Source organism: Verrucomicrobiota bacterium JB022 (assembly GCA_030673845.1).
GTDB lineage: Bacteria > Verrucomicrobiota > Verrucomicrobiia > Opitutales > Oceanipulchritudinaceae > WOUP01.
Genome location: JAUTCQ010000021.1, coordinates 187,399 through 212,188 on the forward strand (window position 1 = coordinate 187,399; position 24,790 = coordinate 212,188).

Below are 24,790 nucleotides of genomic sequence, written 5' to 3' on the forward strand. Positions count from 1 at the left end.
AGAGATAACGATCCTGGCTTTTCAATAAAAGCAGTGCTCCGCTCGTGCCATAACCCGGGGCATCCTAGCATCTGGCCATTCGAAGCAGCGCTGCCCAGGCAGCTCATCCCCAACCCCAAAGACTCCCCTATGAATCCCTTCAGCCCTACATATCGTCGCAGTCGTACCTTGCATCGGCTGCTGACAGTCGCCGCGACCTTCGGTGCCGCATTTTCGTTGCCGGCGCGCACCCTCATCGAGTTGAGCGACGCCCACGCCTCCGAGTGGCGGCTATTTGTGCCGTCGAAATATGCCGATTGCGGCGCTTCTTTTCAGATCGACTCGGGCATTGCCTTGATGAAGTCCGACGAACTGGCCCGTTTTGCCCTGCAGTCATCGCTGGCGGCGGTCGAACCGGGGCAGCCCTGCCATTACAAGGCGCGGATTCTGATTACACCGCAGTCGGAGCTTGAACGCAAATCCCCCGGCGTGGTGCTGCGCCTGACTTACTACAATGCGGACAAGAAGCCGCTGGACAGTGAGCACCTGCACATCGGGATCGGCGGCGAGACGGCTACCGTTGCCGCCATCGGCAACCTGAACCGCAAAAGCTGGCCCGGCGGCTGGACCGATCTGGAGGGAGACTTCGAAGCCCCTGCCAACGCGCATTACGTGCAGGTCGCGCTCTTCATCTGGACGGGCAAAGGCCCTGTGGCATGGCACGCGGTAGAAGTCACCGCCCAATGATGTCTCTTATTTTTTTTTAACACCCACACTCCTCTGCACATGAAACAGCCCCTCAAGACCTTCCTAAAGGCATGCTCCCTCGCCGCAGTCCTTGCTGCCGGCACGCTGCACAGCCAGACCGTGCTGCTCGACGACTCGTTTGCCGATGGCAATCGCTTCGAGGCCAACTTCCCGGATGAGGCTGCCGTCTGGACCGGCTCCCCCGAAGGCCTCGTTGTCAATACCGGCAGCCTGGACTTCACCTTTGGCGGTAGCACCACCCGTATCTGGACCTACTTTACCGGGACGCCCTACACGCTCAACGTGGGAGAAAAGTTGACCGTATCGGTAACACTGGTCCCCACCGGGCTCAGTTCCGGGGCCAGCCGCGGCTTTCGCATGGGCCTGTTCCATCATGAAGAGGGACGCGTCGAAGAAGATATCAACACCGACTCCGGAGGCGCGGTCAGCCCTTGGGCCGACTCCGAAGGCTACGCCGCATTTCTACGCTTCACCTCGAACCCCACGGGCTCCGTAACGGAACTCGGTAAGCGCATGCCGCCCAACAACAGCCTGCTGGGCAGCACCTCCGCCTTTACCCGTCTCTCGGATTCCGGCACCTACAGCTTTCAGGATGGCGTGGAGTATACGCTGAGCTACGAACTGTATCTGGAGAGCCAAAGCAATCTGGTACAGACGATGAACATCTACGAAGGCTCGACCCTCGTCTCCAGCTACGCCGTCAACGACAACGGAACGGATCTGGGCGAAGGCGCGCCGTTCAAAACCTTTGATATGCTCTTCCTGCGGGTGAGCGACGCGGCCAGCACCGCAAGCCAGGTTTCGATCAAGAACATCTCGGCCCAAGTCGAAAGCGGCAGCACCGGGGGCGGAGAGTCTTGGGGCGGCTATCCTTACACCCAGGAAAACTGGGTTCATGCCGCCAACTGGTTTGGCTCACTCTATCTGGCGGAGTTTCCCTGGGTATATAGCCCTCGGATGGGGCGCTGGATCTATTTCACGCACGAGCCTGCACCGGCCAGCAGCGGCGAATGGGTTTGGGTTCCAAAAGACTGATTCTTTTGGATAGTGACACAGGGCCAAGACGAGCCTCCGGGAAACCGGAGGCTCTTTTTGTGGCCCGTCCTGAGCAAAAAGCGCTCCGCTGAAGGACGGAGCGCGGTGGCGCCTAGAGGCGTTGCCATGCAAAGATCGAAGGCGTGCTTGGCGTCGGCCGGTCTGGAGCTTCCATCAGCACGAAATCATCGAAGTCAGCTTCCAGGCCGGAGGTGGCGAAGGAGCGAATCCGCACCCGCACGAAGGCGGTGCTGGCGGGGGCGATGGCCTGCAAGACATATTGCCGCCAATCCGCCGCGTCCGCCGCCGAAGGGAGCGTATAGGACTGCTCGTCGATGATGCTGCCGGATGCGTTGGAGAAGCGCAGCCAGACGCGCACCCCCTCCCCTGAATTGACGCGGGCGCGGAAGCGGACCTGATAGGTCTTGCCCGCGGTGGCGGGGACTTCCTCGCTTTTGAGGGAAGAATTGAGCGAAGCGGAGTTATCGGTCACGCGCACGCCATAGCTGCCATTAAATGCTGCATTGGTGTCGGCGACGCTGAGGCCGTTATCGCCGGTGTCGTCCCAGAAGTCGAGTTGCCCTTCGAAGCCGGGATTGGCGATCCCGACCGGGAGCACGCCCAGGCGAAAGCCGTCGAAATCGACCGTCGCCTCTTTGTCGTCATATGAGCGGACTGCAATGCGGCAGCTTGCGGTGCCAGCTGGCGCGTCGCCTGTGATTGAGACCAGTCGCCACTCAGTCCAGTAATCTTTGATCTGGGTGGAAACGTTGCGAAGAACGTTGTTCGAGCTGTTCAGGAACTGCAATTGGACAACAGCTCCCGTATCGTCGCCCGCCACGAATTTGGTCCAGAATTGTAATTGGCACGTCTCGCCCGGGTTGACGCTGTAGCTGCCACTTTCCAGACGTGAGCTGTAGGCTGAGCCGCTGCCGACACTGGTATCGGTCAGGCGAAGACGATAAGTGCCGTCTTTGGCACTGCCTGAGACCACGGCGGAAAAGGAGGCCTCCGCCTGCACCCAACCGGTGATGCCCGACTCGAAACTGCCGTTGCTTAGCGATAGGGAATCGAGCATGTCGGTAAACGAGTTGCCACTGGTAGCGTCGGGAGCCATGGCGCCGCCCGAAAACTGCGCAGCGGTGATGCCGATGAAGTCGTTGTCGACCACAGAGATGTCATCCGAGCCGGTATTGTCGATCTGGATTCCACTGGAGGGCGACCGCAGCACCCACACGTTGTCGCCGAACAGGTGATCGGTGCTTGCTTCCTTGAGGTAGATCGCGCCTTCATTCTCTAGCAGGAAACGGTTGTGTAAAATCTTCCAGTCGTTGTTGCCGCCTCCGAGCCATACACCACCGTTGTAGTAGCCGTCGTTGGGCGCACTGAAGTCGCAGTTGTAGACGACATTGCGGGGGCCATTGATGCCGTGGCTGGTGTCGTTGGCAGAATAGACGGCGCCGCCATAACTTCCGTCGCCCACATTGGAAAGCACGACACAGTTTTCGAAGAGATTTTCGTTGGCGTAGCCGGCATGGAACTGCGCATCGCTGCCGTAGAAGGTGCTGTTGCGGATCACATTGCCGGATGCGCCCCACTGGACGATCGGCGCGTGGCGCAGGAAGGCAGTCGACACGTCTTCCATCAGGCAGTCGTAGGATTGATCCCAACCGACGTAGGCGCTCCCGCCGTGGCCCTTCCAGACGCCATCGATCATCGTGCAGTCGCGGATCTCGCCATACTTCGAGCTGACCATGTAGAGCGGATGGCGGCCAGCCTTCCTGACCGTCACGTTTTGCGCCCAGCATTCCCAAGCGTTGCTGAAGAGAAAGCCGCAGATCCAGAGATCGGTAGTCTGCTCCAGCGTCAGGTCTTCAACTCCGCAGCGCTCGATGGGCGCGAGTTTGCGGACATAGGGCACGTCTGCCAGTGTGAATTCAACCCGAAAATTGCCATCAACGGTGAGCGTGTTGCCGCTGACGCCGGTGACCTCGTATTGGTTGGCACGGTGCACGCCGAAGGTAATTGGGTTGCCTGTCTCAGCGTTCCAGCGGCTCGTCGGCGGGGCTTGGATCTCCAACTTGTCGCCAACGCTGAAGCCGTGCCCCGAGGAAAGCACGATCTCGTCGTCTCCGCGGGCGGCAGTAGCGGTCAGGTTCTTCTGCGAATAGATTGTGTTGTTAAAGGTGGGCTGGCCTCCAAGGAAGGAAATGGCACCGATCAACCCTACCCCGCCCACTTCATTGGGGATACGCCAGGGATCCGAGACGGTAGAGCTATCGAGCGTGACGGTCATTGAACTGGTCTGTGTCGCGCTGGAAAAGTATTGCGCCTCTACCGAAAGCGTTACGCTGCCAGCACCGGCTTTGCTGATGACCTTCTGGCCACTGGTGGAGATGGAGCAGATGGGAACCTCGCTGTTGCTCGAGCGAGAGACGGATTGCACAGTGGTGCCGTCAACCTTGATCGTGAGCTTCTTCAGGTCATCGGGATTCGCAAATGCCTGAATGTAGGTGTTGCGGTAGACCGTCGAGCCGGAGGCGGGGCGGGTGAACTCGGGTGCGCTGGTGGGACCGGCCCAGCGGAAAACGATCTTGGTGGAGCCTTCCCCTGCCCCACGCAGCACGACGCCGCTGTTTTCGATGACGACCGGGCGGTCCAGATAATAAGTGCCGGCACCGAGGTACACGACCCCACCACTGGTGAGGCTCGCCGCAGCCGCCTCGATGGCTGCGGAGTCGTCTGCCGAGTCACTGCCGTAGGCGCTCAGGTCGACCAGTGGCGATGTGACAGCGGGAATGCCGCCCGCAATGCCCGCCTTGGTCCAGTCGGGGTAAGTCAATCCGTCTGGGCCGACGATGTCGGCAAAGGCCGTTACCGCCGAGAGGCCCGCGATCAGGGACGCCAGCGGTTTCAGATTTCGGAATTGGGGTCTATGAAGGAGTGGGGTTGTATTTTTCATGGGACCCAAGCCTATCTAGCTCGTTCCCGCCCGACGAAAGTCCTGCTACTTCTATTGATAAGCGAGCGAGCGGATCGAATAAAGAGGATCTCCGTCGAGATCCTCTTTTCAACTCTACTACCAAAACGCTACTCAGGATCACCGCTTGCTGGCGCGCCACATCATAAAGCCCCCGACTGCTGCAACAAAGGCGGCGATGCCGACAATCATGAAGCGCGCACTCAACGGATTGGGCAGAAAGACCAGCAGCGTGACGAACCCTCCCACTGCAAGAGCGAAGCGGCCCAGGATGCGCAGCTGAAAGTCGTCATTGGCTTCACCGACTTCGCGGGCGAAATCGATCGGGCGGTGCATACGGGTATAGAATTCATCAACCTGCTCCCGATACGCGGGCGTCATCCGGCGGGCAAAGGGACGGGTCGCCAGGAAACCGAGCGCACCCAGGCCGTAAACCAGGAAGGTGATGGTGGGCCAGCTGAAGGCAGGCAACCCGAGGGCCGTTGTTCGATAGAGCTCGACCAGGCTCGGCAGCGTAGCACACCCGACAGCGACAAAGACCGACCAGCGGGGCACGCGACGCACGAAGATCCCCAGCACCAGCGGCACGGTCAGCGGCCCCCCAATGACGGCGCCGATACGAAAGGCGACCTCAAAAATGCCATGGCCACTCGCGCCCGCAAAATAGCAGGAGATGCCGATAATGAGGCAGCCAAAGAAGATGGATGTGGCCCGTCCTATCTTCACTTCGGCCTCTGGAGGGATCGGTTTCAGCCCCGTAAGGCGCCGCAGGGCGGGCAAGACATCACGAACAACCATGGCGGCATTGCGATTGATGCCCGTATCCATCGAACTCATGGTGGCGGCAAACATCGCAACGACAATCATTCCGGCCAGGCCATTGGGCAGCAGGCGCGTGCTGACAAAGGCATAGGCTCCCTCCGCGGGATTGTTCAGCGGCAGAGTCGCGATCTGGTCGGCGAACAACATGCGCCCGGTGATCGGAGGAATGATCCAGCAAAGGGTACCCATCGCCATCAGCCCAGCGGCAAGCCAGGCCGACCATCGCGCTTCCTTCCCGTCCTTGACGGAGAAGTAGCGCTGCGCGGAATTGAGCGAACACTGCGTCATGATCTGAAACAGCAGCATTGCGCCGATCCATGGCAGCCCGAACTTGCCCGCCAACTCGTGCCCCTGGGGCTTGAGCAGCTGATAGTCCCCATGCAAGGCAGGGTCTCCAAGCCGCTCGATAAACAAACCGAGCCCGCCAACCTCCTGAATGCACAGTACCGCAATGAGGGCCGTCATCGGCAACATCATCAGCCCTTGCACAAAGTCGGTCCCCATCACCGCCCAACTGCCTCCCGTGGTGGAATAGATCATGACGACCGCGCCAATTCCGATGATGACCCACAGGATGGGCAGCCCAAAGATGGTGCTGCTGAACAGCGCCAATGCCCACAGCTGGATGCCGGCCCCGAGCAGGAAGACCACGAGCCCGACGTAGGCGTAAATCTGCTGGGCGGATGCGCCGTAACGCATCCTTACGACCTCGGGGAAAGTGATCGCACGCAGCTGACGAAACCAGGGGGCGAGCCAGAGCGCGTTGATGACGAATGCAATGACATTGCCCAGGTAAATAACCAGATAACTGAGCCCGGCCGCATAGGCGACGCCGCCATTGCTGGTGAAGGTGATCGCGCTGATCCCGGACATGAAGACGCTGGTGCCGACCAGCCACCATGTGCCTCGGCAGCCGCTGCGGAAGTAGTCGCTGGCGTCGCGGTCGAGCTTGCGAAATGAAAAACCGATCCCGAGGAGAAACAGCAGGTAAACTAGAATGACGGCGACTTCGATCGTCTTGTCCATAAAGGGTCTGGGGCAAAATAAGGGAAAGCGCGGCCGGAGCCGAACCAGAAATGGGGGAGCAAGCTCCGCCCAGAGGATTTGTGATAAAAGAGGCAGCCGGCACGCTGCCACCCCCATTGGCTACACGTGCCGGCTCTTGTCTCGATTGCCTAGAAGTAGAACGAGTTACGCAGGGTGAACACCATCGGCTCGCGGATTCTCCAGGCGGAAATGCTGCCATCGGGCTGGGCATTGACCGGGATCAGCTCGTCTCCCACCCCAATGTTGCGGACGTTGAGCTGAACGTTCCACCAAACCGGCCCCACGCGCCGGCTGTAGCCGATCCACGCATCGTAGTTGGTGATACTGGGGCCATAATAAGGCTGGGTCACGTCATACTGGGCGTCTTCGGGCGAGGTGCCAGTTACGCCATAGCCGATCTCGGCTTTGTCCTGAAAACGGATACCGCCCCCGATGTTGAAGCCCTTGAGCGGCCCCTCCGTAAACTTGTAGTTGGTGATCAGGTTGAAGCGCCACTTGCGGATTTCCGGATTGGACTGGCCGTCGAGCATCAACTCGCGCTGGAATTTGGCGTATTCGCTCTGGGCATGTTCGCGGAGCGTTTCGTTGCTCGTTGCGCTGCGGCGCAGATCACCAGCTGGCCCTGCCCAGACGGGCATAATACTTTCCTCGAGCACATAGGCGAAGGTGCTGGCCGTGTTGTCGCGCTCGGCTTCATTGCGAGCCGCATTCATCGAAATCCGCCAGTTGGGTGTGGGGTTGATCGTGGCTTCAAATTCCCAGCCTTTGGACACGGTATCGGAAGTGGAGACGACCGTGTTGATACGGTCTTCGTGCGTGTAACTGGTGTTACCGTCAACGTCGGTCTCGTAGCGATATTCGAAGGTGTCGAGGAACTGCTGCCCCAGCGGCGACGCCATCCAGGCATCCCAGGCCGCAAGGGCTTCCGGCAGATCGTTGTTCAGGCCTGTAGCATTGTTCTCCACCACAAAGCCGGGCTCGCGGGCGAAGGCGTTTTGGATCTCACGCAAGTTGCTGTTGGTCGAGTTCTTCGAAGATGACTCATAATGAGTGACACGGAGGGTAAGGCGGCTATCAAATACGTCCAATAGCACGCCGTATTCTTCCGTTTCACCAGATTCCGGATCGAGCTCATGGCCGAGCTGGTCGTAACGCTGCGCTGTGGGGCGGAAGTTGTCGGACTGGTTATAAATCAGGCTCAGGCCAATGTCTTTGTCGAGGTAGCGCTGGATGAAGGGCCGCAGATGAAACACACAACCGTAGCCAAACGTCTGCTGGCGGTCGGACAGGCTGGGCTGGGCACGGTAGCTGTCGTCGATGATACGCAAACCCGTCTCCGGGTCATAAGGTGCGCCGCCGGCTTCGAAGGTGTCGTAATCGTCCTGGCGCCAGCCGGCGGTCGTCACGAAAACGCCGTCCCACCAGAAGCTTTGAGCGATAAAGGCGAGGGAATCGTATTCGCCGCGGGTGCGGTTGGTGACACTCGAGGTCGTGCGGAAGTCGTGTTCGTCGTTCTGGACGAGATCAAAGTTGCGCACCTCCCAGTCCGCCAACGTGGTTGAGCCATTGAGCGGCGACTGGTAGTAGAGCACATCGACCGAGTCGAGGTCGCGCACGCCGGTCTGCACGTTAATGCCCGTCAAGTCGGCGGCTCCGGCGTCGCCCAGCCCGATCACGCTGTCGCCGATGTAGGCGGTCTGGATCATCGCGCGGCGCGACTCATAGGAGTAGCGGCTGAGGCCGCCAGCCGGGTGGTAAGTCTCGGCCTCGGAAGTGATATAATCGAGGCCCATCAGAGTCGGGCGGCCCTGGAAGACCTCGCCGTCGACCGTCTGCCGGTTGAAGTTGCCGGTGAAGGTGTGGCGGCCCAGCAACTTCCCGATCCAGCCATCGTTGTATTTGTTGAAATCGAGCTCGTAGTAGCCCGTCAATCGGGTCGCATCGCGCACGGTGCTGCTCGAAGAGCCCCAGCCGTAGTCAGCGATGAAGGGCCGGCCAAGATTTGGGTTCGGTTCGCCGTTGGGCAGCTTGGTATTGATGTCGAGGTAGATGGTGTAGCCCGTGCTATTGAACGGGTTATAATAGCCAAAATCCATCTCCTCGTGATCGTAGGCCACCTCAAAACCAAGCGTGTTTTCGAAGAAATGCTGCTCGAGCACGGCGGTAACGGTGTTCCACTCGGCCCACTCGCGCTTGTTGTCCCCTTCGATCATGTCGTCGTAGAAATTGAAGACGTCTGGGTCGGACAACTGCTGGTGCCGCCAGAAGTTGTACATCGGGCTGCTGCTGCCACCATTGAGCTGCTGCAGATATTGCCGGCTGCCTTGCAGTGAGACCATGCTGGCCGTCTGCAATGAGGAACCAGCGACACGTGCCCGCTCATTCCGCGCTTCAATGGCTTGAGCGCCTGTCCCGCTGATTCCGAAGCCCTTCTGGTTGGGATCTTCGAGGATGACTCCAACGTTGGACGACCAGGCACTGTTCATCTGGCCGTTGATGATATTCGAATTGCGGCTGCCGCTGGCGGAGCGCGGGTTCACCAGCGGATTCTCCGGAGCCTCGCCCAGAAGCGTCACCTGATTGGTGGTGGGGTCGTAAACCGGCTGCCCTACATCCCACCACCAAGTAAACGAGTCCATCGGGGGGCGGTTCTGCGGCTTGTTCGATTCCTGGTCCGCCCATTCGGCGCTGACGCGGAGGCGGGTGTTGGGGAGGATCTGCCAGGTAGCGGTGCCGTAGACGCGCCAATCCTCAATAAAGGCGGGATCCTGCTGGAATTTCTGGTCGTCATGCAACACGGCGACGCGCAAGGCCAGCTTGTCCTTGATCAGCACCTGATTATGGTCGAGCGACTGGCGGAAGGAGCCGTATTGGTCGTTCTCCAGCTTTAGGTTGCTCTTCGTTTCCTTGAGCTGGGCAGAGATCAGGGTCGAGTTGATGATGCCAGCGGGACTGCCGAGGCCGAAGAGCATCGAGTTTGCCCCACGGTTCAGGTCGACGCGCTCGACATTGTAGCTGTCCATCGGCACGTCGGTCGCAAAGAAGTCGCGCGTAGTGTCGGCCACGGAAAGGCCGCGGAAGCGGGTTGACGTCGAGGGGCTGCGGTTGACCGAATCGAAATCGACATAGTTGGACGACGCGGAAGAGCCAGAGTAATTGCCGCTGACGCCCGCCACTTCAGTGCCCACGGTGTAGTTGAGCAACACGCCAAGGTCATTGGCGTTGACGTCTTCCATGAAATCCTTGGTCACAACCGAGACGGAAGCAGCGACGTCGCTAAGGTTGCTGCGTAAGCGGGTGCCCGAAAGGGTTGAGCTTGCGCGGTAGCCAGTGTCTTCCGAGGCGTTGACGGTAAACGGCGATAGTTCGAAAATCTCGTCCTCATCCGCCGGCTGGGAGGACTTGGACTGCGCAGTCGTGCCAGCATCGTTGGCTTGGGCCGCCAGAGGCAGTGGCGTGAGCAGTGCAAGGGCGATCGTGAGCGTTGTTTCGAAGCGGAGGGGTTGACGCTTTGCTTTTGGGGAGAGGGGAAACATACAGCAAGATTGTAGGTGGTGGGGATATTGATGCTACGCACAATTGTGCGGCATCAGGCAGGTCCGCGCTGGCAGACAGCCGGGCGAACAAAACGTTTTATGCGAAATAAAAGGGATCCGAACAATCGGAGAAACGCCTAGTGATCAAAACAGTCAATTCCGATCATTCGCTCACTCTGATGAAAAAAGAACGATCAGGATACGTGGACGCGCCAAAGGTTACGAATCCTGCTCGATCTGGGACTGCCAACGCTTGCGAATGTAGTGCGCGGCTGCCTTGGGCTCGCGTTGGCGAGTAAACACGCCCTTCTTGTTTCCTCCGAAGCGTACCAGCCCCTGCTTAGTCTGGAAGTCGGCAAAATTCCATACGTGTTCTCCAATGACGAATGGACATTGGTCGATCACTCGATTGCAGGCATCCAGATAATCGATCTGAAACTCCTCCGAAAACATGCGCGAGGGCAATACGTGATAGCCTGAAATTGTATCCGCTCCATATTCGGTAAACAAGACTGGTTTTTTCCATTTACGATGCCACTCCTGCAGTTCGTTCATCAACTTCAGTTCGATTGTATCCAAGCGTGCGGTGTCAAAATACCAGCCATAATAGCGATTTACGCCCAGCACATCGACGGTGTCGCCCACCTTTGAAAACCAGGCAAAGTTGTATTCAACGATCGTCAACGGACGGGTCGAGTCCAGTTCGCGCACCAGGGCTGCGACCTCGCGGTAATGCTGCGCACCCTCGTCTTCGTGGGTAGCTGTCTCGTTGCCAAGGCTCCACATGACCACGCAGGGGTGATTCTTGTCGCGGGCGATCATCTCGCGGATGCAGTCCTTGTGGTGCTCCCGTAGCTCCTTGCCCGCTCGCTTTTCGGTAAAGACGTCTTTGGTCGGCAGGTCTTCGTCGTTGAAAAAATAGAGGCCCACCGCCGGCACTTCGTCAATTATCACGATACCCTCGCGGTCAGCCATGCGCATGATCTCTTCCGAATATGGGTAGTGCGTGGTCCGGAACGAGTTGGCGTTGATCCACTTGAGCAGGTTGAAGTCGCGCTGGTTGAGCGCTTCGTCGAGGCCCTTGCCCCGCACGTCGGAGTCTTCATGCTTGCCGAATCCACGGAAATAAAAGGGCTTTTCGTTCAGCAAAAAGCGATCGCCGTCGATGCGTATGGTGCGGATGCCGACCGGCAGGCGGTAAACGTCGAAGGGCTCACCGTTTTCGTCCAATGCCTCGACTTTCAACTCGTAGAGATAAGGATGGCCCGGCTCCCAAAGTTCAGGGCGGCTGACCTGTAGCTCGACTGTAGTGCCCGTATCGGTCGCAACAGCAGCACCATCGGCCGCATGTAGTGTGAGGCGGTGTTGGGGGGCGCCGGATCCGACGGTGACCTTCACAACTCCGCATCTGCGTTCATCGAGCGTCGTAACCACCGTGATATCTTCAATGCCGTGGGGCGGCGTTACTACGAGTCGCACCGGGCGATGGATGCCGCTGTAGTTGAAGAAATCGTGGTAGGACACCTGGTGCTGGTAGCCGGGAGGGTATGGCGGCTTGCCGGTCTCGGTCACAATCTCGCCTGGTGGCAACGTGGTCCAGTCTAGGATGTTGTCGACGCGGACGACGATGGTGTTTTCCGCTCCATAATGAATGGCCTCGGCTGCGGGCCCTTCAAAGGGCAGGTAGCCGCCTTTATGGCGCACGATCTCCACTCCATTGCACCAGACGATGGCACGGTGTGAGGCCGATCCGATGCGAATCGCCACTCGTTGGCCTTGCCAGCTGCGAGGCACAAAAAAGGTACGACGATACCAGACGGGGCCAATATGATCCCGCACGCGCGCCTCGGTCGTGATGTCGTTGTAACTGGCAGGCACGGGCATGCGCAGCGTGTTTCCAGGCAAAGTGGTTTGTTCAAACCAGCGTTCGCTCAGGCCGCGATTGTCCGCGTCGAGCTGGAAATCCCAGAGGCCGTTCAGCTCCTTGACTTCGCGGGTTTCTGAATCGATGGGGTATAGCATATTGAAAAAAGTGATGTGGGTTTTCAGGCTCGGGATGGCGCGAAGGCCATGAGGGACCGGCAGCCGTAATCAGCCGCCAAGGCGATGCAGTCTTCTGCCTTCTGGACCCCGGCGGAGCACGTGACGTCACGCAACGAAGCGGCCGCAGCGGCGACGCCCAACTCTAGGGCGGCGGCCATCGGGCGCTCGTCGTGCAGGCAATAGAGCACGCCGGCGGCAAAGGCATCCCCTGCCCCAGCAGCTCCGGCAATGAATTCCTGCGGCAGGCATACGCTGCCTTGCCAGCAGACTTCCCCTTGTGCGGAACAGGCACAGGCGCCTTCCGGGAAGTGGACCACCACCCACTCGCGCACGCCTTGAGCAACAAGCTGACGAGCAGCCTTCTCCACCGAAGATGTGCAAAGCGCCTCGCCTTGGCGGAGGGAGATGCCGGTCAGGCCCTCGCATTCGAAATCGTTGATGAACAGCAGATCGACCAGCGGCAGCACCGGGCTCACGACTTGCCGCAGCCGGGGGCCGGCTTCGCTGACGCAGTCGAGTGACACTTTGAGGCCCGCCGAACGAGCGCGTTCAAGCACTGCGGCCGCCACCGGTCGTCCGTCGGGGCCGATTGCATCCAAGCGGTCGAGTAACAGCAGATAGCCCAAATGGAACCAACGGGCGGCCTGCCCCTCGAGATTGAAGTGCTCCGGCCCGAGCAGTGCATTTGCACCCCGGTGGTGGAAAAAGGTACGGCGCCCCGTCGAGGCCACCGTCATCACGTCGGTGTAGGAGGTGGGGGCGGCAGGAGTCGTCGCCAGTTGGGCGGTATCGATCCCGTGGTTGCGGCAGTCCGCAATGATGTCCCTCCCATACGCGTCATCGCCCACCAGGCCCACCGCACGTAGCGGGAAGCGCGCCCCCAATAGTGCGAGATCCTTGAGCAGGTTGTAGGGGGAGCCACCGTTGCCTGCCGTCTGGCTGCGGATCGTAGCGAGAGCGTCCTGCTCAGGCCATACGTCGAGCAACTTCACCTGATCGAGGATCCAGTTCCCCGCAGCAATAATTCCTTCAGGCATAGCTCAGCGCTCCGAGAGTAAACGCACCGCCGGGGCCTCATCCTCCTCAATGGGAGGGAAGCGCCCGACGGATGCGTCGAGGAAGAAGTTGTCGTGGAGGTCGTCGTTGGCGGTGGAGACTTCGCCAATGACGCATTCCGCGCTGAGTGGAGCGAACTCGTGCCACACCCCGGGCACCAGCGTGACGCGCGACCCAGCCTCCAGCACCAGATCGTGTCCGGAACGGACTTCGAGCGACTGGCCATTGACCTGCACGCAGAACGGCTCGTCGTCGAACCGCCCGGGCCGGTCGTGCCACAGGCGCAAGCGCAGGCGGCCCGCGCGGCAGATGATGTCTTCTTTCTTATGCCGGTGAGTGTGACAAGGAGTCAGCTGCCCCCGGCGCGCATACATCAGCTTTTCGCAGTATTCGGGCTCGGTTGCGAGATTGACGAGGACGAGACCATATTGCTCAAACCGGCCGCGCCCAAAGTCCGTAACGTCCCATGCGGGCTTGGGCGGGAGGTGCCAGCCGTTGGCGTGGAAGCAAGCGGCTGCGGCCTGACAGACGGCGTTGATTTCGGAGCGCTTCATCGCTTCAGGAGGGCTGGACGGTTGAAACCTGGACCACGCGACCTTCCCGGTGGCTTACCAGCGCGGCGGCCCAGATTGCATGCTGGGCGACCGCCTCGTCGGGCGTGGCGCAGCCAAAACGCCGGCCAAGAGCCCCAGCACGCTCGGCGAGAAAGGCGGCCCACATCTGCATCAGCACATCCGGGAAACCCGGCTCGAAAATGCCGCCGGTAACGGTTTTGAAAGGCGTGGCAAAGCCGAGGTCGGTCTTTTGCCACCACTGCTCGCGATCACGCCGGTAGATCCAGAGCGTCTTGGGCTCCTTGGTTGAAAATCGGGCGCCCGCGTCGGTGCCGAGGACTTCGAGCGACCAAGTGTTGGTTTCAGTCGGTGCCATGCGCTTCATCTCAAAAGTCACCGGGACTTCCTGGCCTTCGAGCGTGGCAGTTCCGTGGACGGTGGCATTGTCCCAAGTGTCGCAGACTGCCACGCCTCCCTGGCCGTCGGGGCGCTCGCGGTAAATCTTCTGGAGCTGCCCGTAGACCCGGTGCGGCGTCCAGCCAAGGCGAACCGGGACGTGAGTAACGTGCAGGCCGAGGTCGTTCATGACACCGGCATCGCCGCAAAAGCGGTTCTGGCGCTTCCAGTTGATCGGCTTGCGCGGATCGAGGTCGCTGGAGTGCAGGAATGACGAGCGAATGTGGAGCAGCTTGCCCAGATCCAGCTCGCGAACCGCCTGGATTACACGCTGCACACCGGGCAGGAAGGGAAATTCTGAGGAAACCCGCACAAATCGCCCAAGAGCCTTGGCTTCGTCGCGGATGCGTTCCGCCGCCGCCAGATCGATCCCAAAGGGTTTCTCTGCCAGCAGATCTTTCCCTGCCCGCAAGACGTCGAGGTAGATCGCCTCGTGCAGGTGGTGCGGCACTGCGACATAGACCACGTCTACCTCGTCCAGCGCCAGCAGTTGATGGTGATCGGTGCAGAAATTCGCTACGGTTGGCACTTGCCGGAACCAGTCGAGAGCGGACGGGTTGACATCGCAGACCGCAGTCAGGACGGGGGTCACCGGGCAATCGAGCAAGGTGAACCAGCGACCGAAAGCACTGGCAACTTCTCGGCCCATGAGGCCTGCGCCGATGACGCCGACGCGAACTGTGGGAGAAGGGCTCATGCGACGATTTGCAGGGCTTGTTCGACGGTGGCGCCTTCGTGCACGATCGCCATCAGTGCGCGGGTAATCGCAGCAGGGTTGGCGTGCTGGATGATATTGCGGCCGTAGACGATCCCGGCGGCCCCCTGCTCCATCAGCGTATGGGTGCGCTCAAAGATCTCGCGCTCACTGGCCTTGCTGCCGCCCCGCACCAGCACCGGGATGCCACCGGCTGTCTCGATCACGCGGTGGTAGTCGCGTGCATCCTGTGTCGGGTCGGCTTTGACGATGTCGGCTCCCAATTCGACAGCCTGGCGCACCAACGGGATGATCTTGGCCGGGTCGCCGTCGACCATGTAGCCTCCTGCCTTTTCGTTAGGCTGGAAAACGAGCGGCTCGATCATCAGCGGCATGCTATAGCGGTCGCAGGCCGGCTTGATGCGCAGGATATTCTCGATGCACTGGTCGGCGACTTCGGGTTCGCCCGGGATGCTGAAGAGGTTGACCACAACCGATGTGGCGTCGAGGCGCAGAGCCTGCTCCACCGGGTCGGCAATCATGCGGGAAAAGAGCGTGCGGGGCAGCTTGCGACCGTAGACGTTGGCCACATCCGTGCGCAGGACGAGGGCCGGCTTGTGCCGCACCTTGATCCCCTGCAGATGACTTGCCTGGCCGACGGTCAGCTGGATGGCATCCGGCGCGGCCGCGACGAGCTGGGCCACGGCATGGGGCAGGTGTTCGATCCCCTGCAGGAAATCGCTTTCGTTAAAAAAGCCGTGGTCGATCGCCACGTCGAAGCAGCGTCCGGTCTCGGGGTTGAACAAGCGGTTGATACGCGCAGTCTTCATGGGAAATGGATCAGACGAGGTGAATACGGACCCCTTCGGAGGCGATGCTCCGACGAACCTCGGGAGGGACAGCCTTGCCACTGATGAAATGGCTGAAGCTGCACCAAGGGGCGAAATGGACGGCGGTGGGCTGATTGAGCTTTTCGGCTTCTGCGACCAACATGCGGCCAGTGGCGCGGCGCAGGACCTCGGACTTCACGGCCGCCTCGTGAATTTCCGTCGTATAGGCGCCATGGTCGGCGGAAAAGCCGGAGGCACCCACCACTACAAAATCGAAGCGCAAATGAGAAAGCCACGCCTGCGCCAGAGCTCCGGTCATGGCCATCGACACGCGGCGCACCTCACCCCCAATGGCTGTCAAAGCGGCTCGGGATTCGTCCGCCAGGGAAAGTAAGGGTATGGAATTGGTGAAGATCCGCAGATCCGTGCGGTCGAGCAGCAGCTTGCCGACTTCGAGGCAGGTCGTCCCGCCATCGACAAAGATGTTACCCTCGTGCGGGATGATCGCGGCCGCCTTTTGCGCCAACCGCTCCTTCTGGTCTGCCCATCGTTGCGCCTTGGCACGGTAGTGCGGCTCCTGGCGCAGGTAGCGAGCCGGCAAAAGGCCTCCATGGCTGCGCAGCGCCTTACCGCTCGCGGCCAAGGCGGAAGCATCGCGGCGGGCCGTCGCCGGAGAGATATCGAGGCGCTCGACCAGATCTGTAATCGTCACCTTTCCATCCTCAGCAAGGATCCGGAGGATGGCGCGGTGGCGCTCTGGCGTCAGCATGGGCATGGGGTTATTCAAGGGTTGGAGTTAACGCGAAAAGGAGGGGTCTGGCCAAATGAGAACGAGCGATCTGCTCACCGCGCGCACAAGCGCTCAAGGGCGTCATGAAGGAGCGGGCGCCGCCCAACTGGCGCCCGCTTCGGAGAACAGGACACCACGCGACCACGCCCGATCAAAAACGCTCTCGAGCCCCATGATCGTGATCGCTTCCGCGCGCTCCCGGAGGACATCCGCCGCTACCGTCTGGACAGGGACCGAGCGCTGGACCATCTCAACCGCATAGGTATGAGTGCAGGCAATCTCGGGCGTGGCCATGGGAGCATCGTGCCCTTGCAGACGGTCGAGGAATGCCCGCCACATCGGCACCATGTATCGACCGGGGCGTGGCAGGGGCTCGACCTTTTGACTCCCGTCAGGCCAGGTGATGGTCACGTCTTGGCCATTGTGCCACAGCACGTTACCGGCGGCGCAGGAGACGAGAATGCGCGCCTCTCGCTCTTCCGTGCAGGCGTGAGAAGCGAGGAAGCGAATCGGCTGGCTTCGGTCCGTCATGAAACGCGCGGCAATGGTGTCGAAGTTTTCGATTGGATTTGCGCGGTAGAGCTCTGCTTCCACTCCCGTCAGCTGACAACTGACCTGCGGTGTAGCCCCCGCCCAGTAGAAGGCGAGGTTGGCGAAGTGCGCGAGCGCGTTGGAGAGCGGAGAATCATAGACGGCCTGATCCCCAACTGCTATCCGGCCGGCCCACCCGCTTCGGGCAAAGTAGGCGAGCCCACGCGGCCAAAGCGCACCGATCTGGATCTCTCGTAGGTCCCCGAGCGCACCTTCCAGCAACAGGCGCTTCACCTCCTGAGCCTGTGGCAGCGAAATATCCTGGAAGCCGACACCGACGAATAGCCCGCTGCGCTCGCGCGCCGCAATGATGGCCTCGACCTCCGCAACGGTGGCCGAAAGCGGCTTTTCCACAAAGACATGGAAGCCTGCCTCCAGCGCTGCAATCGTCATACTGGCGTGGAGGTGAATCGGCGTGGGTAGGCAGACGACGTCCAGACGCCCCTGCCAAGCGCTCAACATCGCCGTATAGTTCCCGTAGATCTCGACTCCGCGACTCTCAAGGTCAGCCACGGTTTCAGGGATTTCGGCGGCATTGATCGCGACCGCGGCAACAAGCCGCACCAACCCCTGTTGTTCCAGCTCTCGCAGGGCGCGCAGGTGGTTCTGCGCGTAACCGGATACGCCAGCAATTCCGATTGTGACCATTTGGGAAGCAGCTTAACGGTTTGCCTGAGGACGTTGCGGCAGCGCAAGCGGCGGCAAGGTAGGATCGGCACGCTCGATCGAGACCTTCCCGAGCTGCAGCACCCTCGGGTCTGCCTGTTCGGCCGGAACGTGCAAGCGACCATCAGCCAGAACGAAGTCTCCCGCCGGGTCCGCAAGGATCATGTTTCGCCCTTCACGGGCGAGACGACGACAGCCTATCACGGCCAGCGCCTGCAGCTCCCCAGCGGCATTGAGGCGCACCCAGAAGGCATCTGCATCCACACTCCAGCCACTCGGTCCGGCCTTCTGGCCCGCACCGACCCAATCCTGTTGACCATCGGGCCAGGTAATGACGCTGCTCCCGTTGGACGCGCTCTGGAACTGCGGACGTTCACGCGCCGGCAGGTCGGGAGGAATGGGCAACAGGCAATGGATGAACTGCGGGCGCACAGCCTCGGCTTCAACCGCCAAGCGGGGATGCTTCCCATTGCGCGTGGTCTCGAAAGGTTGGAGGTCCAACGCGAACTGCTGCGGATTCAGCACGTAGAGCTCCATATGGGCAACCTTGTCCCCGCCTTTGGGCTGAAAAACGATGGCGGGATCAGCGTCCGTCACCCGCGTGTCGGCCGCAGTGTGGAGCAACCAGCTGTAGGTATAGGGCTCCTCGTCGCGCTGGATGTCGTCGTAAATGAGCACATATGGCAATGGCTCACGCACAAAGAGTGTCGTCCGCATTGCGCGCGCGAAGTCTGTCTGGCGGTGCTTCCGGTAGGTGGCGTCCTGGAAGTTCGAAGCGTAGAAAAACTCGTAGGCGTCTTCCTGATCGACCTTGGTCAGGTCCACCACCGGAGACGGCAGGAAGCTGCGGATCCAACCGTCGGTGCGGGCGTGAGCTCCGCCCTGCAGTTGGGGCTGCCCATCGACCAGCACGAGGTTGTGCGCAAAAGCGCTCGAGCTGCGGTCTGGCTTGGAGTCGTTGCCATACCCGGAATCGACCGCAAAATCCTGCCCGTAGGCGTAGAGCGTGAACTGGCCCTTGTCCGCCTGGTCGTGCTTGAATTCGGTGTATTGCTGGGCGTGCACTGTGAACATGACTGCGGCTTCGCCCCACCCCGTCCGCGAGACGGCGAGACCGCGCCCGGGAGCAAACGCCGCTGGGGCCTCTACGGCCGGCGCGGTGGCTTGAGCCAGCTCTTCGGCAGTAGGCGACCACAGCACGAGCGCGGGCAATGACTCCACCCCGCCCCGCAAGTCCTGTTCATCGTAAAAGAGGTGCCGCCAAATCCAGTTCGCAGTTGGATCGGCTTCCCGAAAGCGCGCATAGGTAAGCGGATCCGCGACGCGCACCACATGGTCCGAATCCATCAGATTGTTCACTCGCCCCGGCGACGGCAGGATTTCCCACCGCATCCAGTCCATGACCTGCGCGTAATGCGTTTTCGTGTATAGGTCTTCGCCTGTTGTGGCTCGCAGTGCTTCGATGAAAAACGGCGTCGCACCAGCGCCGTAGCTGAAGTAAACGGGCCCTTCGATCACGCCACCAGCGGAGTCGATCCCGAAGTCGAGATAGTCCTCAAGGTTGCGCGCCGCCTGGAAGATCCACTGGCGCACTGGGAAGTCCGTTTCTCCTTCGAGCACAAGCGCAGCGAGGCCCCACGCAGCCGACGAACCCGCGTTCCAGTTCCAGATGCGGCCTAGCGAAGACTGCCCCCAGACGCCATTGAGCGTGCCCTGATAAAGGGCATCTACTTGACGGCCGAGTGAAAGGCGCAGCTCTTGGCGTTCCTCCGGCGAAAAGCGGTCGTAGCACCAGTCGAGCCCAAACGCAGAGGCGCGGGCAAGAAAGCTGCGGGTGAGAAAGAATCCCTGCTCCATCTGCTCGAGCTTTACGCGGCGCACGCCAGCAAGTGTTAACGCGGCAGCCGCGTCACCATATTCATCGCGCCCAGAGACGGCGTAGGCGAAGGCCAACAGCTCAATAGGCGTCGTCCACCGCCGCAGCGCCACCTCCATCTGGCTGCGCCCCTGATGCGTGGTGGCATCCAGTGCAGCATAATCGGCGAATGCCTTGGCCGGGACCTTGTAGCGAGAATCGCCCGGCGTGACATAGCGGTCGCACTCGGCCAACAGGCGCTGCCAGGCATCCCGTGCCGGACCGGCGACTGCGATACGCTGGCGAATCTCGGCCAGCTTGTCGTCATTCAAGACGACCCGTGGATGTCCAGCGGCCCAAGTGGCCTGCTCTGGCAACGTAGCGTTCCACCCTTCAAGCGACGTGGTCGGCTTAGCCGGAGCACTGACGTGCGCATCGGCGGTAGAGCGTTCCTGAGTCGTGTCGGTGATCTCGACTCCACGCCATTGGACGGGGCCCTGCCCGCTCCACATAAAGAGCGCCACTTGAACGAATCGCGCTCGCTCGGGGGCGGTAAACGTTTGGTCGATCCGGTGCCAGCCTTCGGGCCAGCTCGTGCGGTTGAGCGCACCAATGGCATCGGCCGTCACCATCCGCCCGTCCAGACCGAAATGTAGGTGATCGGTGTCGAGCGGTTTGCGGTCGGCATCGAAAAACGTGAGGCGCAACAATACACCCGGCGTCTTCGGCTCGAAAGCGTAGCTGCCTTGGAGCCCGATTTCGGCCCCTACGCGATAAGTCTGGCCGGGCTCTATAGAAGCCAAGAAAGACTGGAGGGCAAAGCGAGCCGGTGCATCGGCACTCAGGCGGGCCACTCCATCTTTGAGAGTGTAGTCGGGATGTGCGTCGGCCGCCTTGGCGGGCACAAAGAGATTCCAGCTGCTGGAGGGATCGGCAAGGCTGATCAGGTCACGCGCCGAGACAATTACGACGCTTGCCAGTGTCACGGCACAAAACGCACACAGCCGACGGCTAAACCGCGGGAAGGGTAAAAGGATGCTCATGGGGTAGATGCGCGGGGATAGGTGCTATAGGAGCACCGGTTGAACAGCCGTATCTTGCCGGGCCGCCAGAGTCCCAGCCAGACCGCTTCAGCTTTTACTGAAAAGGTAACGCACCTCGTCACCCACGCGTCGTATAGCCCGGCGCCCACTGCCCCTCGACCAGCACCCGCATGGGATGCGCGGGCACGCCCACCTCGTTTTGCCGTAAAAGGCCTGACAAGATGTCGACAGCGGTACGGCCGATTCGCCGGGAATCTTCGTCGATGCCGCTGAACTCGCCGAGCTGATGCACAACAGTCGGAAAGGCTACGCCGACGTCCTCCGGCACCCGCCTCCCCAGCTTTTGCAGGGCCGGAATTATCTCGCGGTGGAGCGTCACAACCGCATCCGGCTCGTGTTCAAGAAACCACTGATCGAACTGCGCTGGATCCAACGGCAAACCATCCTGCAAGTGTAGCGGCACACGACATTCCGGCGGCATTCTGGAAGATTCGGCCAAAAAGCCGCCTGTCCAACCCCGAGCCACGCGGTCGTCCATCTGCTGCACGATTGCAAGCCCAGGGCGCCGGTATCCTCGAGCTACAAGTTGCTGCATCAGGAGGCGCATGGACAGAAAATGGTTGCTGGCGACACAGTGGAAGATAGGGCTGCTGAGCGTGAATCCAAGCGTCACCACCACAAACCTGCCCCAGTCGAGCGAGAGGTCCGCAAACGCCTTGGGCTGAGGCGGCATGAGCAGGCCTACGATGTTGCGGGCGCGAAGGATGGAGCTCATCCGCGCCGGAGACATGCCGGGGCCGCGGAGCCAGAACGTCTCGAGCTTGAGGCCTAATTCCGTAGCTCGTTCCACCGCCGCATCGTGGTAGAGCGTCGTCGCCGCAGTTTTCCAGCCCTGCTCGGTATCGTGGGTATTGATCCAGCCGATGGTAGAGTGATACGCCGCCGGCCGCTTGGCATTACGATAGGAAACCAGCGCCTCCAGAGCCGGATCGGGTACGTAGCCCATCTCCTTGGCCAGCGTCCGCAGGCGTTCCCGCGTCTCCTCAGGCAACGAAGGATGCCCACGCAGCGCCAGCGACACCGTGACCTGGCTGACGCCGGCTGCGGCCGCAATATCACGTTGGCTGACGCGCCGCCCGGGGCGCTTCGTCTTGGGGTTGGGAGCAGGAAGGGGGTCCACTTATCAATAGAAACGACGTGATCGTTGTTTTAGCCGGGGAGAGCCGCAAGTTCAACCGCAATAGAACGTCAACCCATTACCTGACACGCTTCCAACCAGCGTCAGCTCCACGTTTCACCCGAAATGGCTTCCCTTTACTCCACATTCTCCTGCGGTCCAATCGCCATCCGTTACTTGCTTGATGAAAGCACCGGTCAGATCGGACTGGAGCTGATTCCAGCCGGCCTGGAAGCTCAGCTAGCCACGCCTCGTACCGCTCAGCCTTGGGACGTTTATGACGCCAGCTGCGCGGATGCGGTGCTTGAACCCGCGCGAACCGTCGATCCACTCGTGCAGATCAAATTCGCTCACGACGCCTACAGCGGCGGCTTCGCCCAAGGACATACGATGCAGCGCAGCCCCAGTACCGCCCAGTTTCGATTTGCCGGCCAAACCCACGAATCGCACCGGAGCCACCATTCCGTCGTTTCTCGCCTGCAGCATCCGCTGGACCTTGAATTGGAGCACCGGCTGGAATGGCAGGATGGCGATGAAACACTCCAGGTTCAGACGACTATCCGCAACCGAGGCCTGACGGCCGTCAGCCTCGAGATGCTGAGCAGCTTCTCTCTTGGAAACCTCTCCCCATTCTGTCCTGATGACGCTCCTGGCCGGATGGTCCTGCACCGGTTCCGCTCGGGCTGGAGCGCGGAAGGCAGGCTTGAAAGCCGTTCGTTGGAGGAGCTGCATCTGGAGCGGTCCTGGAGCGGCTCGGCGGTGCGGACAGAGCGCTTTGGCCAAGTCGGCTCGCTGCCCGTGCGCCAATGGTTTCCGTTGGCTGCGGTCGAAGATCAGGTGGTCGGCGTCACCTGGGCAGCGCAACTGGAGTGGCCGGGGTCATGGCAGATGGAGGTGCATCGTCGCTACGACAACGTGGCCCTAACCGGTGGACTGGCCGACCGCGAATTCGGGCACTGGCAAAAGGCACTGGTGCCGGGGGAAACACTGAGGGCACCCCTCGCGATCCTGACTTGCGTAGAGGGCGACGTGGATGCAGCCTGCGCACGGCTGGTCCAGCGGTTGGAGCGACTCGCGGACGAGCAACCGGCAGTCGAGCAGGACCTGCCGATTACCTTCAACGAATTCTGTACCACTTGGGGCGATCCGCAGCACGACAAAGTGGTGCGCATCGCGCGTCACCTCAAGGGCACACCGGTCCGATATTTCGTGATCGACGCGGGTTGGTACAAGCGCCCCGACGCCACCTGGGCCAATGGGCACGGAGACTGGCAACCCAGTGCCGCCCTCTTCCCCAAGGGCATTGAGGCAACCGCCGAGGCCATTCGCCGACAGGGGCTTATTCCCGGCCTTTGGTTCGAGGCCGAGACCTGTGGCGAGCACTCAACTGCCTTCAGCCTCATCGATCACTTGCTCAAACGCGACGGCATCCCTATCACGGCCAAAGGGCGCCGCTTCTGGGATCTGAACGACCCGTGGGTGCGCGATTACCTGAGCGAAAAAATCATTGGTCTGCTCGAACGGGGCAGCTTTGGCTACGTGAAGATCGATTACAACGAGACGATCGGGATTGGCTGCGATGGTGCGGAGTCTCAAGGCGAAGGCTTGCGCCAACACCTGCTGGGCACGTGGCAACTGTTCGACCAGCTACGTGAGCGTCTACCAGAGTTGGTGATCGAGAACTGCGCCTCGGGCGGCCACCGGCTAGAGCCCTCGATCGTGCGGCGCACGGCCATGTCGTCCTTTTCGGACGCGCACGAAAGCCTGGAGATCCCCATCATCGGAGCGGCGCTGCACCGACTCATTCCACCCCGCCAGTCTCTGATCTGGGCGGTACTGCGGGCAAACGATTCACGCCGGCGCATCTGCTACAGCCTGGCGGCCGGGTTCCTCGGACGGCTGTGCCTTTCTGGCGACATCGACCAGCTTTCCGACGAGCAGGGGCAGCTGCTACGGCATGGACTTGATCTCTACACTCAGGTGACTCCCGTCATCAAGAGTGGCCGCTCGCAACTGGTGTCACAGCATGGGCTCTCGTGGCGCTATCCCAAGGGCTGGCAGGCGGTGCTGCGCGAAAGCGACGGTCAGCTCTTGGTTGTCGTGCATACATTCGCTGCCGCGCCGGACGAAATCCGCCTCCCGCTGCCTGGCGACCGTCCCTGGCGCGTCGTGGGCGAGTTGACGGATGCCGGCGCCGCCAGCGTGGAACAGGCTGGAAGAGTGCTCCATTGCCCCGCTGCGGCCGATTTCTCCGGCCGCGTGGTGTGGTTGAAAGCGGGGTGAGCGGTCTCAAGCCCACCGGTTGGTGAGCTCGTGAGCGCTCGCTGATCTTCGGCTTTTGAGCAGCAACCGTGGTATTTCGGGGGAGTCCCATCTTTGGTCTAAAGGAAGAAGCATTCAGAGCCTCGGTAGACGTATGCCATACGTTTGATAACCTTGCTCTTGTTGTTGATATCTTCGGGGACCCTGGTATCGGCGGATTTTGAGATGGCCGACGGCGTCTTTGAGCAGCGTGGTCTCGGCCCCACTGGCGCTCGCGAGCCGACATGAAAGAGGAAGACGTTGGCGGTCTGCCACCACCATATACTTCGTTGCCCCGTTTGGCCTTGCCGATTCCGTCGCCCCCTGTTTTCGCCGCAAAGAAGCTTGCATCCACGAACGCCTGTTCACAGTCCACCAGCCCATTGCGTATCCCGCAGAAAGGCTTCCCGGACCGTCTCCCAACCTCCAGTTCCTCCCAATCACGCAATCGACGCTAGCCTGTCGAGGCGATGAGATACTCTCGGGGTAGATCGCGCCAACGCGCTCCAGCGTTCAAGCCACATAAGATGCCTTCCAGTACCTCTCGGTCGACGAAGCGCGGCCTCC

The 24,790-nt window shown here is 60.9% G+C and carries 16 protein-coding genes and 1 pseudogene; 3 read left to right on the top strand and 14 right to left on the bottom strand.

Going from position 1 to position 24,790, the window contains the following annotated elements:
* The first annotated feature begins 129 nt into the window (after positions 1–129).
* Positions 130–726: a hypothetical protein gene (locus Q7P63_17155; GenBank protein ID MDP0501825.1), complete on the top strand. Its 597-nt coding sequence runs from the start codon at positions 130–132 to the stop codon at positions 724–726.
* 39 nt (positions 727–765) lie between these two features.
* Entirely contained in the window at positions 766–1,782 is a 1,017-nt protein-coding gene (locus tag Q7P63_17160) for a hypothetical protein (GenBank protein MDP0501826.1), read from the top strand.
* Between the two features lie 112 nt (positions 1,783–1,894).
* On the opposite strand, the gene Q7P63_17165 is transcribed toward Q7P63_17160, so the two are convergent.
* The 13 genes from Q7P63_17165 to Q7P63_17225 all read right to left on the bottom strand — a co-directional run bounded on the left by Q7P63_17165 (position 1,895) and on the right by Q7P63_17225 (position 22,591).
* A complete protein-coding gene (locus Q7P63_17165) occupies positions 1,895–4,744 on the bottom strand; it encodes a carbohydrate binding domain-containing protein (protein ID MDP0501827.1) in 2,850 nt (949 codons plus the stop codon).
* A gap of 138 nt (positions 4,745–4,882) precedes the next feature.
* Positions 4,883–6,610 (bottom strand): hypothetical protein, encoded by a 1,728-nt coding sequence (locus tag Q7P63_17170; protein MDP0501828.1) that lies wholly within the window; start codon positions 6,608–6,610, stop codon positions 4,883–4,885.
* Positions 6,611–6,759: 149 nt separating this feature from the next.
* A complete protein-coding gene (locus Q7P63_17175) occupies positions 6,760–10,167 on the bottom strand; it encodes a TonB-dependent receptor plug domain-containing protein (protein MDP0501829.1) in 3,408 nt (1,135 codons plus the stop codon).
* A gap of 219 nt (positions 10,168–10,386) precedes the next feature.
* Positions 10,387–12,189 (bottom strand): beta-glucuronidase, encoded by a 1,803-nt coding sequence (uidA, locus tag Q7P63_17180; GenBank protein MDP0501830.1) that lies wholly within the window; start codon positions 12,187–12,189, stop codon positions 10,387–10,389.
* A gap of 23 nt (positions 12,190–12,212) precedes the next feature.
* Positions 12,213–13,247, bottom strand: coding sequence for a carbohydrate kinase family protein (locus tag Q7P63_17185; GenBank protein MDP0501831.1), 1,035 nt, complete (start codon positions 13,245–13,247; stop codon positions 12,213–12,215).
* 3 nt (positions 13,248–13,250) lie between these two features.
* Positions 13,251–13,820, bottom strand: coding sequence for a D-lyxose/D-mannose family sugar isomerase (locus Q7P63_17190; GenBank protein MDP0501832.1), 570 nt, complete (start codon positions 13,818–13,820; stop codon positions 13,251–13,253).
* Positions 13,821–13,824: 4 nt separating this feature from the next.
* Positions 13,825–14,973 (bottom strand): Gfo/Idh/MocA family oxidoreductase, encoded by a 1,149-nt coding sequence (locus Q7P63_17195; GenBank protein ID MDP0501833.1) that lies wholly within the window; start codon positions 14,971–14,973, stop codon positions 13,825–13,827.
* Positions 14,970–15,800: an aldolase gene (locus Q7P63_17200; protein ID MDP0501834.1), complete on the bottom strand. Its 831-nt coding sequence runs from the start codon at positions 15,798–15,800 to the stop codon at positions 14,970–14,972. The genes Q7P63_17195 and Q7P63_17200 overlap by 4 nt, the downstream gene beginning before the upstream one ends.
* Before the next feature lie 10 nt (positions 15,801–15,810).
* The gene (locus tag Q7P63_17205) at positions 15,811–16,569 is read right to left on the bottom strand and encodes a DeoR/GlpR family DNA-binding transcription regulator (GenBank protein MDP0501835.1); all 759 of its coding nucleotides are present in this window, start codon (positions 16,567–16,569) and stop codon (positions 15,811–15,813) included.
* A gap of 102 nt (positions 16,570–16,671) precedes the next feature.
* Positions 16,672–17,829 carry a Gfo/Idh/MocA family oxidoreductase gene (locus tag Q7P63_17210; GenBank protein MDP0501836.1) on the bottom strand — a complete coding sequence of 386 codons (1,158 nt, stop codon included), beginning with the start codon at positions 17,827–17,829 and terminating at the stop codon, positions 16,672–16,674.
* A 12-nt stretch (positions 17,830–17,841) separates the two neighbouring features.
* Entirely contained in the window at positions 17,842–20,745 is a 2,904-nt protein-coding gene (locus Q7P63_17215) for a heparinase II/III family protein (GenBank protein MDP0501837.1), read from the bottom strand.
* A 118-nt stretch (positions 20,746–20,863) separates the two neighbouring features.
* The gene (locus Q7P63_17220) at positions 20,864–21,925 is read right to left on the bottom strand and encodes a LacI family DNA-binding transcriptional regulator (protein MDP0501838.1); all 1,062 of its coding nucleotides are present in this window, start codon (positions 21,923–21,925) and stop codon (positions 20,864–20,866) included.
* Positions 21,926–22,162: 237 nt separating this feature from the next.
* Entirely contained in the window at positions 22,163–22,591 is a 429-nt protein-coding gene (locus Q7P63_17225) for a hypothetical protein (GenBank protein MDP0501839.1), read from the bottom strand.
* Between Q7P63_17225 and Q7P63_17230 the strand changes: the two genes are divergently transcribed.
* Complete coding sequence (locus tag Q7P63_17230; GenBank protein ID MDP0501840.1) at positions 22,580–24,205, top strand: alpha-galactosidase; 1,626 nt, start codon at positions 22,580–22,582, stop codon at positions 24,203–24,205. The two genes, Q7P63_17225 and Q7P63_17230, sit on opposite strands and share 12 nt — an antisense overlap.
* 98 nt (positions 24,206–24,303) lie before the next feature.
* Here Q7P63_17230 and Q7P63_17235 read toward each other — a convergent pair.
* Positions 24,304–24,393 (bottom strand): annotated as a pseudogene (locus Q7P63_17235) (ISL3 family transposase).
* Positions 24,394–24,790 lie beyond the last annotated feature (397 nt).

Excerpts from the sequence above, each read along its gene's own strand:
- Q7P63_17200 (MDP0501834.1), bottom strand. The coding sequence starts at position 15,800 with ATGAAGACTGCGCGTATCAACCGCTTGTTCAACCCCGAGACCGGACGC.
- Q7P63_17160 (MDP0501826.1), top strand. The coding sequence starts at position 766 with ATGAAACAGCCCCTCAAGACCTTCCTAAAGGCATGCTCCCTCGCCGCA.
- Q7P63_17195 (MDP0501833.1), bottom strand. The coding sequence starts at position 14,973 with ATGAGCCCTTCTCCCACAGTTCGCGTCGGCGTCATCGGCGCAGGCCTC.
- Q7P63_17175 (MDP0501829.1), bottom strand. The coding sequence starts at position 10,167 with ATGTTTCCCCTCTCCCCAAAAGCAAAGCGTCAACCCCTCCGCTTCGAA.
- Q7P63_17215 (MDP0501837.1), bottom strand. The coding sequence starts at position 20,745 with ATGAGCATCCTTTTACCCTTCCCGCGGTTTAGCCGTCGGCTGTGTGCG.
- Q7P63_17205 (MDP0501835.1), bottom strand. The coding sequence starts at position 16,569 with ATGCTGACGCCAGAGCGCCACCGCGCCATCCTCCGGATCCTTGCTGAG.
- Q7P63_17210 (MDP0501836.1), bottom strand. The coding sequence starts at position 17,829 with ATGGTCACAATCGGAATTGCTGGCGTATCCGGTTACGCGCAGAACCAC.
- uidA (MDP0501830.1), bottom strand. The coding sequence starts at position 12,189 with ATGCTATACCCCATCGATTCAGAAACCCGCGAAGTCAAGGAGCTGAAC.
- Q7P63_17165 (MDP0501827.1), bottom strand. The coding sequence starts at position 4,744 with ATGAAAAATACAACCCCACTCCTTCATAGACCCCAATTCCGAAATCTG.
- Q7P63_17230 (MDP0501840.1), top strand. The coding sequence starts at position 22,580 with ATGGTCCTGCACCGGTTCCGCTCGGGCTGGAGCGCGGAAGGCAGGCTT.
- Q7P63_17155 (MDP0501825.1), top strand. The coding sequence starts at position 130 with ATGAATCCCTTCAGCCCTACATATCGTCGCAGTCGTACCTTGCATCGG.
- Q7P63_17190 (MDP0501832.1), bottom strand. The coding sequence starts at position 13,820 with ATGAAGCGCTCCGAAATCAACGCCGTCTGTCAGGCCGCAGCCGCTTGC.
- Q7P63_17185 (MDP0501831.1), bottom strand. The coding sequence starts at position 13,247 with ATGCCTGAAGGAATTATTGCTGCGGGGAACTGGATCCTCGATCAGGTG.
- Q7P63_17170 (MDP0501828.1), bottom strand. The coding sequence starts at position 6,610 with ATGGACAAGACGATCGAAGTCGCCGTCATTCTAGTTTACCTGCTGTTT.